At 45.0% G+C, this 12,360-nt stretch carries 9 protein-coding genes; 4 read left to right on the top strand and 5 right to left on the bottom strand.

All coding sequences use genetic code 11. The features are described from left to right. Positions 1–57 precede the first annotated feature (57 nt). Positions 58–672, bottom strand: coding sequence for a TetR/AcrR family transcriptional regulator (locus R7E51_RS02255; protein ID WP_025768062.1), 615 nt, complete (start codon positions 670–672; stop codon positions 58–60). 155 nt (positions 673–827) lie between these two features. On the opposite strand from R7E51_RS02255, the gene R7E51_RS02250 reads away from it, so the two are divergent. After that, positions 828–1,841: an MBL fold metallo-hydrolase gene (locus R7E51_RS02250; protein WP_206957494.1), complete on the top strand. Its 1,014-nt coding sequence runs from the start codon at positions 828–830 to the stop codon at positions 1,839–1,841. 95 nt (positions 1,842–1,936) lie between these two features. After that, positions 1,937–2,281 (top strand): DUF5329 family protein, encoded by a 345-nt coding sequence (locus R7E51_RS02245; RefSeq protein ID WP_017635527.1) that lies wholly within the window; start codon positions 1,937–1,939, stop codon positions 2,279–2,281. Here the strand turns inward: R7E51_RS02245 and R7E51_RS02240 are convergent. Together R7E51_RS02240 and R7E51_RS02235 are read right to left on the bottom strand one after the other, a co-directional pair. Beyond that, the gene (locus R7E51_RS02240) at positions 2,249–3,148 is read right to left on the bottom strand and encodes a LysR family transcriptional regulator (protein WP_206957419.1); all 900 of its coding nucleotides are present in this window, start codon (positions 3,146–3,148) and stop codon (positions 2,249–2,251) included. The genes R7E51_RS02245 and R7E51_RS02240 overlap by 33 nt on opposite strands. Before the next feature lie 1,331 nt (positions 3,149–4,479). Then, on the bottom strand, positions 4,480–4,818 hold the full coding sequence (locus R7E51_RS02235) for a YggL family protein (protein ID WP_206957421.1): 339 nt from the start codon (positions 4,816–4,818) through the stop codon (positions 4,480–4,482). A gap of 266 nt (positions 4,819–5,084) precedes the next feature. Here R7E51_RS02235 and R7E51_RS02230 point away from each other — a divergent pair, with 266 nt between their 5' ends. Beyond that, the gene (locus R7E51_RS02230; protein WP_206957422.1) at positions 5,085–7,121 is read left to right on the top strand and encodes a PhoX family protein; all 2,037 of its coding nucleotides are present in this window, start codon (positions 5,085–5,087) and stop codon (positions 7,119–7,121) included. A gap of 99 nt (positions 7,122–7,220) precedes the next feature. Here the strand turns inward: R7E51_RS02230 and R7E51_RS02225 are convergent, their stop codons facing one another. After that, positions 7,221–8,612 carry a glycoside hydrolase family 1 protein gene (locus R7E51_RS02225; RefSeq protein ID WP_186585534.1) on the bottom strand — a complete coding sequence of 464 codons (1,392 nt, stop codon included), beginning with the start codon at positions 8,610–8,612 and terminating at the stop codon, positions 7,221–7,223. A 148-nt stretch (positions 8,613–8,760) separates the two neighbouring features. Beyond that, positions 8,761–10,821 carry a sensor histidine kinase gene (locus R7E51_RS02220; protein ID WP_186585532.1) on the bottom strand — a complete coding sequence of 687 codons (2,061 nt, stop codon included), beginning with the start codon at positions 10,819–10,821 and terminating at the stop codon, positions 8,761–8,763. 171 nt (positions 10,822–10,992) lie between these two features. Between R7E51_RS02220 and R7E51_RS02215 the strand changes: the two genes are divergently transcribed. Continuing rightward, positions 10,993–12,342, top strand: coding sequence for a sigma-54-dependent transcriptional regulator (locus R7E51_RS02215; RefSeq protein ID WP_186585530.1), 1,350 nt, complete (start codon positions 10,993–10,995; stop codon positions 12,340–12,342). Positions 12,343–12,360 lie beyond the last annotated feature (18 nt).

Genomic DNA, 12,360 nt, shown 5'->3' with positions numbered 1-12,360 from the left:
TTTCATCGCTTTGTCACGAATTATCGCTTAAAAAAGCGGCCAATTTGACCGCTGTTTTTAGCTGTTTTGATAGTGACTTAAAAAAAGTTCCGCCGTTTGGGTAGCTAACAGCCTAGATTCTTCATTCGACAAAGAGGGGCGAATTCCCATTAACTGCGGCCAGAATGCACTGCCTTTAAGTAAGTTGTGCAATTGAGTGCTTGCTATATGTACATCATCAATTTGCAAAGCGCCACTGTTCGATTTCTCCGTAAGCCAGCGGTACAGGGCGGTTTCCTGTTTCGACATTTGTTCTGCTTGTTCTTTGAGATCTTCCGGCTTAAATAAGAAGTGCCCAAATGCCACTTTTGCCAGCTCAATATAGTTTGGTTCCGTTACCACAATGATCTCGCTGTAGAGTAATTCAATCAATTGATCTTTGAGTGGCAGAGTGGCCAAGCGTTTAATATCGCTTTCCATCATTGACGAACGCCAAAGCTCAGTCAGCAACTCCGTCACGATCGCTTCCTTAGAAGGGAAGTGATTATAGACCGTGCGCTTAGAGACTTGTGCGATTGCAGAGAGCTTATCCATGCTGGTGTTTTGCACCCCAAACTCTTGGAACGCTTGCCTTGCCGCGCACAAGATGGCTTCTCTTTTGGTTTCGCTACGACTTTTTCTTTTTACATTCATAAGCTTGCTAAGTTAAGAAGATCATTTCTTGATCTATTTTACACTAAGTAGTTTACTTTTGATAATTAGAATGTAAACTGCACCGTGTAGTTTACTTTTGTTCGGGTTAACTTTTTATGAAAAAAACTTTGCTAGCCACAGTAGGAGCGTTCGCGATGGGTACATCAATGATTTCTTGTTCTAATGTTGATACTGAAAAAGCGCCAACATACCCGGACAAATTTGCAAATACAGAGTTGGAATACAAAAGCGGTTTGGGCGACATGTTCGAAATCATGAAAGCGTATTTTACGACTGAGCGCCTTAACCCAACACCAACGATTGAAATTCCAGTGCATGCGATCACAGCGCGGCAACTGTTAGAAGAGCAAGATGACGTCATCTATCGTCTGGGTCACTCAAGCGTATTAATGAAGCTCGATGGAAAACTGGTGATGACCGACCCTGTATTCAGTGATCGCGCGTCTCCTGTACAATGGGCAGGGCCAAAACGCTTTCACCAAACCCCCATCACGATAGAAGATTTGCCAACTATCGATGTGGTGGTGATCAGTCATGACCATTACGATCACCTAGATAAAGCTTCTATTAAAGTGCTAGGCGACAAGGTGGGCACTTTCTTGGTGCCGTTAAAAGTTGGCCAATTACTGGTGAATTGGGGTGTACCCAAAGAGAAAGTGATCGAACTAGACTGGTGGGAGTCACACTCTGTTGACGGCATTGAATATACACTAACTCCGACTCAGCATTTCTCTGGTCGAGGTTTGACAGACCGCGATGCGACGTTGTGGGGGAGTTGGGTTATCAATGCACAACAACACAAAGTGTTCTTCAGTGGTGACTCTGGTTACTTCAATGGCTTTAAAGAGATTGGCGAAAAGTACGGTCCGTTTGACTTCACCATGATTGAAACAGGTGCATACAATGAACTTTGGTCAGACATTCACATGTTCCCTGAGCAAAGTGTTCAAGCACACATTGATGTGCAGGGTAAAGTGATGATGCCGATTCACAACAGCACGTTTGATCTGTCGATGCACGATTGGAATGAACCGATGCAACGCGCGTTAGACATTAGTGAAGAGCGCGGTGTAACGTTAGTGAGCCCTGAGATTGGTCAACGCTTGGCGATTGCGGAGCCTCAGCCTGCTAAGGCATGGTGGCAATAATTGCTGAGCTAAACAGCCAAACACCAGAATAGTTAAGTCACTTATCAGTAGTTACTATTAGTAGTTACGTGGTCAGGGATAAGGATAAAGGTGCGATGAAAGCAAAGTGGACGTTGTTACTTACATTAAGCATTCTGCCTACCTTTGCACTAGCAGGGGTAGAGCAAGATATCTCGACGTTGATAAAACGAGTTGAGCAATCCTCTTGCACCTTTATCCGCAACGGCAAGGCGTACACTAATCAAGAAGCGGCAGAACACATGCGCAATAAATGGGATTACGCCAAAGATGACGTTGATTCCGTGGATGTGTTTATAAAAGAAGTTGCGTCGAAAAGTTGGTTATCTGGCAAACCATATTGGGTGGATTGCCAAGAGGAACGCATTACCAGCGAAGAGTGGCTAACATCATTGATGCGCACCACCGACCACATCCAATAACACTTCTTTGATGGTCTGATAGCGCAGAGGTAGAGCACGACTGCGCTTACGAACCAGAAATAGCTCTTCACATACAGTGTTTTTCAGTTGAGCAATGTGTAACGTGTCTTTTAGCGGAAAATTGTCGACCGCACTTTGAGGCAGCACGGTGAAGCCAAGTCCTTTGCTGACAGGTAGCAAAATTTGGCTCAATTGATTTACGTAGCCGGATAATGGTAAATCGCTCATCTTAATTTCTTGGAGCTGTGGTTCTTCACACTGGTCAAAAAACAGCGTCATGTAATGCTCGGCATCAGGGTGGCTAATGACACCACAGTCATGCAAGAGTTGTGGCGTTATCTGCTTATTTTGATAATGCTTTGGCAGAACCAAGCACAACCTCTCTTTACCAATTCGCTCACTGTGAAACAGACCTTTGTTGGGAACATCAGTCACGATACCAATATCGATGTGCCCTTGCGTTATGGCGTTGAGAATAGATTGATTTGGCGCGGCTTCTAAATGTAACGATAAGCTCGGGTGCTGTTTTTGCTTCTCCAAAATGGGCCCATACAACATTAACGCCATTGCACCAGAACAAGCCAGTTTACAGTGGCCTGAAAACGCATCATCAAAACTGAGCTCTTCGAGCAGCTTCTTCTCTCTATCTTCTAACTCGAGCGCATATGCGTAGACAATCCTGCCTTGCTCGGTTAATTCGAAGCTTTTGTTTTCGCGCTTGATCAAGGCATGCTGACAACTTTGCTCTAATTTTTTGATGTGTTGGCTGACGCCAGGCTGAGTCATAAAAAGTTTTTCTGCCGTTTGCGTAAAATGACCGACTTCAATCAATGTCTTAAATGTATGTAACCAAACAGGATTAAGCATAGTGTGTGATTTTCTGAGAGCTTCGTTGGGAGACGTAAAGAAAATGATAGCACGGTGTTTTATGAAAACAGAGAAGACTTAAACGATAAAGATGAATCTTTATCAATACATTACAGACAAAATAAAACCCCGCCTGGTTTCCCAGACGGGGCTTATTCTTTTTCGCAGCAATCCAGCTACTAATAGGTGCTCCCTGCATCTATCCTTGATTGTGGCTAAGTCCTTTAACCGAGTTCCTTGTTCATCGCCTTCCTAGCGGTGTCCATTCTTGCCTATCATCCTGACGGGCGAACTCTATCCTAGAGCTTAACTGCATCCTTGCTGACAACTCATCCTAAGCTATCAAATCTTCATCCTGAAGATACCCAATCCTTTAGGCTTTTTTCCTGTTCCCGCCAACATCCTGTCGACAAGTTGAGTATTGATGTTTTGCTGATTTGACTCAATTAACTTTTCTAAATTATTTTTACTTATTATTTTAAGTGAATTTAAATATTACTTTTAAATCATATGCTTAATGTTTTTTCTGGCATTGCTCTTAGAGGTGATTAATCTATTTGCTTACAACTCTTGTAAGAGATCTCGCACAGGTTTGGTGGTGAATGTATTAATGTGCGCTTTTTGTTCCGAGTTCTGTGGATTGAACTGGATCACAATGCGTTAAAAGGGAGGCGATAAAGATGAAAGTGAATTGATCTTGAGTAGAGATTTGTTTGAAAAGAAATAAAAAATCTTGCGGTTTTTATAAACAGTGTGGTAAATCTGAAATGCCCACCTTGTTAATCCTTATTAAGATTCAATGACAGTATAAGTAGGGAACTTGATTGCCATTTTTCTGTCATATCTGGTGAGTAAGTTAACCGTGTCAGATAGATAATATGCCGTTTGCCAGTAAAAATAGGCTGCAAGAAATCGGTAATTATTATTATGTTGTGAAATTGGTCACGGTTAAATGATTGATTCCCTTATAGATTGAAGGGGATACGACCTTAGACAATAAGCTCCATGAGGAGCGTTACTTATATAAGATGAGGGACTTTACTATGAAAAAGACTAGAAGAGCTCAGCTACATCGTGTGCGTATTCAATACTGGAAAGACACGAAAGACGCCCCAGCTAAAAAATCATAGTTAATTATACCTAAAGGCACGAGCTGGCTGTGGAACGCAGTTTCCCGTTGATTGCCAGCTCAAAAACGCCACAATCACTCCGCGCAACTTCCCAAGCACCCTATTTTTAATATCGCATTCTTCCAAAAATAAAAAAGCCAGTCTTAAGACCAGCTTTCTCTACCATTTACTGAGCTCTGCGTATTACAGGTTGCCCTTTAGTTACAGGTAGTTGGCGTCAACTAGTTCGCCCGCTTGCGCGCTTTTCACTTCTGGGCTTGCTTCTAACCATTTGATAACTTGCGCTTTCTGTTCTTCAGTCGCACTGCCGTAACGGTCAGTAGAACATAGGAAGCCTTCAAACAGTTCTAGACCACCGCCACCGAAGCAAAGACCAAGCTCGTCAATGTAGTCGATAAAGTCATCAACGAATGCATCGTAACGGTCGAAGTCGTTAATGTCTGTTTCACAGCTGATCTCGAAACCTAGGATTGCGAACTCACCTAAGAACAGCTTTTTACGGATACGACGGCTCTTGTTATCGATCTTGTCTAATTTCATGATTATCTCTCGTAGATGATTTGATTTCGTACACCTTATACCTTCTATCACACTTTAGCCCAAGTAAAATCAGAATGAAGCGATACAGTTGGTGATTATGTAACCAGAATTTAATTGCTTCGTTAGCTGTGTTGGTTGGTTTGCAGTATTGTTGAAACACAAGTTTCATATGTTTTAAGCACTTTTGTCATTTTTCTTATCCAAACTTCTTGCCGTTCAACTAATCACTTATTTATTAATTAAACTATAAGATCGGGAAAGTAAAAATGAGCAAGGAAACCTTTGACGCGACGCGTTATAACCAAAGTGAAAACAAACCATTTGAAGAAGTATTAGAAGCGAGCCTATCTCGACGCAGCATTCTGAAAGGTGGTTTAGGTATCAGTGCGATGACAGCGTTTGGTGCTTTCGGATTGGCTGGTTGTAACTCGTCTGACTCAGGGAATACAGTAAGCAGTGGTTCGGGCGCATCTAAAGCCGTTCTTAACTTTGAATCTATCCCTGGCTCACTCACTGACGCAGTTTCAATTCCACAAGGTTACACCGCACAAGTACTAGTACCTTGGGGAACACCACTTAATGCACAAGGCAGCGCATGGCAAAATGATGGTACCAACACCAGTACCGATCAGTTAAATGCGCTAGGCATGCACCATGACGGCATGCATTTTTTCCCATTGAACGATAGCACTACAGATGGCTTGCTATGTATTAACCACGAGTACATCGACACATCAGCACTGCATCCAAACGGTCCGACGGTTGAAAATGGCGTACGTACCATTGTAGATGAAGTGCGCAAAGAGATTAACGCGCACGGTGTATCAGTGGTTCGCATTCAACTGAAAGACAACATGTGGAAGTTGGTTGATACCGACCCACTAAACCGTCGTTATACTGGTGCGACAGTCATGGATTTGTCTGGCCCGGTGGCCCACACATCTTTAACTGTCACTCGTTTCTCACCAGATGGCAGCCAAGCGCGTGGTACGTTAAACAACTGTGGCAACGGCTACACGCCGTGGGGCACGTACTTAACGTGTGAAGAGAACTGGCCAGGTTACTTTGTTAATGCCGGGACTCGTACAGAAGAGCAAGATCGCATTGGTGTTGATGACCAAAGCACACGCTACTTGTGGGAGACATTAGCAGGTAATGCAGAAGAGCGTCTTGATGAGTTCTCTCGCTTTAATGTGGCTCCAACAGGAGCAAGTGCGATGGATGATTACCGTAATGAAGCCAATGGTCACGGTTACATTGTCGAGATTGACCCTTACACGCAAAACTCACGTGCGAAGAAACGTACTGCGCTAGGTCGTTTCCGTCACGAGGGCTGTACTTTCGGTAAGCTTGAAGAAGGCAAACCAGTGGTATTTTATTCTGGTCACGATTCTCGCTTTGAATACCTATACAAATTTGAATCTGCGGCAGCGTGGGATCCAGCAGATGCTAACCCTGATAACCGCTTGGCGATGGGTGACAAGTACATGGACGAAGGCACACTGTATGTGGCGCGCTTCAATGAAGACAGCACAGGTTCTTGGTTACCATTAACGCTTGATAGCGTAACAACCGCTGGTGGTACGTTAGCGGATCACTTTAACTCACTGGCTGAAATTATCATCAATACTGCTGGCGCGGCGGATTTAGTTGGGGCAACACCAATGGATCGACCTGAGTGGTGTACGGTTGATCCATTCACGGGTTCAGTATATTTAACATTGACGAACAATACGCGCCGTACAGATGAAACCAACCCTGCGAATCCACGTTTGAATAATAAGTTTGGTCATGTTATCCGTTGGGATGAAGGTGCTGCAGCAACTGACTTTACTTGGGATATCTTTGTGTTTGGTTCGCCAGCAAATGGTGATGCAGATACCAACCGTTCTGGCTTGAATGAGTTAAACCAGTTTGCGAGTCCAGACGGATTAGCGTTTGATGGCCGTGGTATTTTGTGGATTCAGACTGATAACGGCGCAGATGAAGTTACATCTTACACCAATGATCAAATGTTGGCTGTTGTGCCATCTAAGCTAACAGATGAGAATGGTGATCAAGCTGTGATTGGTGCGGATAATCAAGCTGAATTGAAACGCTTCTTTGTCGGACCAAATGGTTGTGAAGTAACAGGCTTTACCATCAGCCCTGATTACAAATCATTGTTTGTGAATATTCAGCACCCAGGTAACTGGCCATACAGTGAAGATGCAGCCGAAGAAACGCCTGCTGGTGTTTCTGTGCGCCCACGAGCGGCGACAGTGGTTATTCGACGTGAAGACGGTGGAGAGATTGCAGTTTAATCTCTAAATGAATAAACACCTTAAAATTCAAGCCCTGCAATTGCAGGGCTTGATGGTTTAGGCGAATGCCTAGTTGCACTTTATACCTAGACAACAGGTTTAGCTTTTCAATGAACCGCCTGAAGTACGAATCACGTCTTGATACCAGAAAAAGCTTTTCTTGCGTTTACGTTCTAGCGTTCCTTGCCCATCATCATGACGATCGACATAGATAAAGCCGTAACGTTTGCTCATTTCAGCAGTTGAGTTCGCGACCAAATCGATTGGTCCCCAACTGGTGAAGCCCATCAGCTCAACGCCATCCAAAATTGCTTCATGTGCTTGTACAAGATGGTCGTTCAAGTAAGCGATGCGGTAATCATCTTGAATCTCACCGTTTTCGTCGATTTCATCACGCGCGCCTAAGCCATTTTCTACGACGAACAGTGGCTTTTGGTAGCGATCGTGTAGGAAATTAAGCAGAACGCGAAGACCTTTTGGATCGATCAGCCAGCCCCATTGGCTCTTTTCAAGGTATGGGTTTGGTACGCTATCGACGATGTTACCTACTTCTTTCTGTTTCGGATCCGCACTTGCACAGCCACTTGCGTAGTAGCTGAATGAGATGAAATCGACACTCGCAGACGCAATTTCTTCTAAGTCGCCTGCTTCCATCTGAATTTCGATGCCGTTTTCACGGAAGTAACGCTTCATGTAGCCTGGGTACTGACCACGTGTTTGTACATCACCGAAGAACAACCACTTGTTGTTTTCATGCATGGCAGCAAGCACGTCATCAGGGTTACAGGTGTATGGGTAGTTGATTGCGCCAAGCAGCATGTTACCAATCTTGCCGTTGGGTACGATTTGCTGACACAGTTTTACCGCTTTTGCGTTGGCGACTAGTTGGTGGTGAATCGCTTGGTAAATCTCTTGTTCACTGGCGTCTTCTTGCAAACCAACACCAGTAAATGGTGCGTGTAGAGACATGTTGATTTCGTTGAACGTTAACCACAGCTTCACTTTGTCTTTGTAGCGTTCCAGCACGGTGCGGGCATAACGTTCGAAGAATTCGATGACGCGACGATCGCCCCAACCGCCATAGTTTTCAACCAGTGCGTAAGGCATTTCGTAGTGAGATAAAGTCACGAAAGGTTGGATGTTGTGCTCGGCAAGTTCGTCAAAAATTTTATCGTAGAACGCCAAACCTTCTTCGTTAGGTTCTAGTTCGTCCCCGTTAGGGAAGATGCGGCTCCATGCCAAAGAGAGACGCAGACAGTTAAAGCCCATCTCTTTGAACAGCGCGATGTCTTCTGGGTAGCGATTGTAGAAGTCGATCGCCACGTCTTTGATACCCGGTGTACGTTCTTCACGGGTTTGATGCGGACTCAAAATACCGTTTGGCAGCATGTCTGATGTCGATAACCCTTTACCCCCAAGGTTGTACGCCCCTTCTACTTGGTTTGCAGCAATGGCACCACCCCAAAGAAAATGTTCAGGAAACTTAATCATGTTTCTCACTCTTTATATTTAGGAAATGTTTGTGGATTTATTGCTTGAGAATAGTGTAGGAGACACCTCGATACTTGTATCGAGATCGTATTTTTCTCAAACAGCGGGGATGCTTAGTTCTAATGATGATTTTGTAATCAATATCAACCTAGGCTGATTTGAACAATAGAGTGAAAGTCAGCCCATTTTGTTCATTCTTATGCACGGTAATTTGTCCGTTCATATCACGCATATTGTTGGCCGTAATCGCTAAACCCAGCCCCAATCCTTCACCAATTTTCTTTGAGGTTTGGAAGGGCTCGAACATGGATTCAAGCATCTCATTCGACACGCCGCAGCCATTGTCACTGACGATCAGTTCGACCTGATTAACAGTTGGATTGACGATCAAGTTGAGCTGCGGGTTGGTGGTGTTGTTCATTGCGTCTAGCGCATTCGAGACAAGATTACCGAGCACCTGAAGCAGTCGTTGTTCTTCACCCATGATGTTAGGTAAGTCATGAGGAACCCGAACACGCACATCCACCTTATCTAATTGGGATTGATAGACGCGCAAGGTCTCTTCGAGTGCGGAGGTAAGAGAAATTGCTTGTAGGCTTTCTGGTTTGTTATAGGCGAACGTCTTTAACTGGCTGGTCATGCTTGCCATGCGATCAATCAGCTTCTGCACCAATACGTTGTTGGCTTTCATCATCTCGGTTTCGCCACGTTCTGCTAACAGTTCATTTGTTGTGAGCAGGGTACGCAAGCCTGTCAGTGGCTGATTGAGCTCATGAGTAATCGCGCTCGACATGCGACCTAAGGCGGCCATTTTGCTCGATTCAATCAACTGGCTTTGCGCCTCTTTTAGTGCTTGAGTTCGCTCTTCTACTCGCTGCGCCAGTTCTTGGTTGACCTGTTGCAGTGATTGCTCGGCTTTTTTCCGCTTGCTGATGTCGATGATCGTCGCAAGGAAATACTGCTCGCCATGCCAAGGGAAACTGGTCAGTGAGAACAAGACAGGGAAGACGCTACCGTCACTGCGTCTGGCAATGGTTTCGACCGTACTGATCTCTGCGAGCTCTTTATGTTTAGGTAAGTCCTTGAGCAACTTAAGTGTGGTGGAATTAGGATTGCCTGCATCGAATAACTCCCAAGCAAAAGCGTGTCGATTGACGCTTTCTGGTAAACAGAACAAACGTTTCGCCATTGGGTTGAGATCGAACAGTTGACCTTGTTCATCAATCAATAGCAAACCAACGTGGGTCTTATTGATCATCTGTTTCAAGCGGCGTTGGGACTCTTCCAACAGAGCTTGAATTCGTTGTTGATTGATGTGCTTTTGTCGTCGTTGTAAGCCAATGATGACGAGCAATACAACCAATAAGAGCAGCGCTGCTACGCTCCAACCAATCACATTGATGGTTTGTTGAATCGGCTTAGAAGGGGTGAGGTAGCTGACGTACCAATTCAAATCATCTAATTTAACGGTGTGTGCAAAATAACGCTGTTGGTTGAGCGTCCACACACTGATATTGGTGTTGTCGTATAAGCGTTGCGTTTCTAACTGAACGGTGTTGCTTGGTTCGTTAAACCAGTCTGCGTTATAGAGCGAGCTGCTCGATAGGAAAAAGCGTTGCTGACGGTTCTGCAACGTAATGATGTCTTGGCTAGTAATGGTCTGTTCGGTCAATAGGCTAAGGTTGATTTGCACCACCACAATGCCAGCGATATCCAGACCATCGTAGATAGGGGCTGCAAGATAATACAATGGGCTCGAACCTTTGGTTTTGTTCACCAAGGAAACACCGCCGCCTTGGTTGTGAATTTGTTCCACAATGGCTTTTCGGTCAGACAGGCTAAAGCGCTCTTCGATCAAACTCGAGACCAATACTTCGCCAGAGTTAGACAGGATTAGCCAACCTTCCGTATTGGCGGCTTTATCTAGTTGAGTCAGTTGGGTTTGCAACGGTTCGTAATAAGTCAGATTCCCTTTCACAAAAGCGATGGTTTCTGGGTTATTGGTGACGAGGTAAGGTAAGTGGTAGAAACGTTTGAGTGCACGGCGAACTTCACCGATATAGTCGAGCAGTTTTTGTTGAGCTTCGGTTTGAGTTTGTACGCTCAACCATTGACGAGCAACCTCTCTGCTGGCGCTATAACAAGACAACATCAGCACTGCTGCAATTACGACCACAAGCCACGTTTTGCCATTCCTTTTGCGCTGCATACTGACTCCGTTCAGCTAGTGCGTTCTCACCGAGAGTCATTAAAGAGTGCGCCTAACTGGTTGGATGTTAAAGACTTGTAAGCAAGAAGTGAGATCTAGCTCCTTTTCTCCTCAGTGGTTTTTGCTACCGTTAGCAAAGAGCGATTTCTATTCCACCTACGGTAGTAACTCATGGCTTTTGACGACACCCCTAAAATTGCACTTATCGAAGACGATGACATTGTTCGTCAGGCTACCAGTCAGTGGCTGCAACTGGCGGGGTTCGACGTGACCGCATTCAGTTTAGGAGAAGAGGGGAAAGCGGCCATTCTTAGCCAAGAATTTGATGCGATTGTCAGTGATGTTCGCCTGCCGGACACCGACGGCTTGTCGATACTAGAAAGCCTGATTGCTAATCACATCCCAACGCCAGTTATCTTGATCACCGGACATGGTGACGTCGATATGGCAGTAGGGGCGTTACAAAACGGTGCGTTCGATTTTATTGAGAAACCTTTCCAACCTGAGCGTTTATCCCAACGAGTAACCGAAGCGGTCGAGAGCTATCGCGCACAAACGTCTACTCAAGATCGCCAAGAGTATCTATCTAGCGTTAGCGGCTTAGAAGAAATGCTGATTGGCCGAAGCCGAGTGATGCAACAGCTTAGAGAACAAGTAGCCAAGTTAGCACGCATTGATACTAACGTGATCATTTACGGCGAAACAGGTTGTGGTAAAGAGCTGGTGGCGACCAGTTTGCATAATGAAAGCCAACGCAGATCCTATCATTTTGTGCCAATCAACTGTGGCGCTATTCCTGAGAACCTGTTTGAAAGTGAGCTGTTTGGGCATGAAGCAGGGGCATTTACCGGAGCGGGTAAAAAGCGCATTGGTAAGTTGGAATACGCGGATAAAGGCACTTTATTCTTTGATGAAATCGAGAGTATGCCGCTGTCTATGCAGGTGAAAGTGTTGCGTTCATTGCAGGAACATACGGTTGAGCGCGTTGGGGGTAATCAGCAGATCTCGGTTGATTTGAGAGTGATCGCCGCCGCGAAAGAAGATCTCAATGATCATGACGAGTTTCGTCAGGATTTGTACTATCGTCTTAATGTGGCGCAGATCTATTTGCCACCGCTACGTGAGCGAGAAGAAGACGCGTTGATCTTGTTTGAACACTTTGCTCTGAAAAGTAACCCTGAGAGTCGTCCACTGAGTGAAGCTGATAGAAAAGCCATTCTTGCTTACGCTTGGCCCGGTAACGTGCGTGAGCTAAGGAATGTCGCGATGCGTTTTGCATTGGATGAAACCGTCTCCGTGATGGAAATTCTCTCCAGTCGACCATCCTCAACAACTGAAGAGACGCATGCGGGCGTGCCGTTGGCGATTCAGCTACATAACTTTGAACGTAAGGTGCTACATGATTCTTTAGTCAGGCATCATGGACGCATCAATGAGGTGATGCAGGAGTTGGATTTACCACGTCGAACCCTTAACCAAAAGATGCAGAAGTTTGGTTTGAATCGCTCCGACTATACTTAGTACGATTTCTAGCTAATG

Origin of the sequence: Vibrio sp. Vb1166 (genome assembly GCF_033338695.1) — a bacterium.
GTDB lineage: Bacteria > Pseudomonadota > Gammaproteobacteria > Enterobacterales > Vibrionaceae > Vibrio > Vibrio alginolyticus.
The sequence above is the reverse complement of the archived record's forward strand: the minus strand, read 5'-3'. Positions and strand labels throughout refer to the sequence as shown.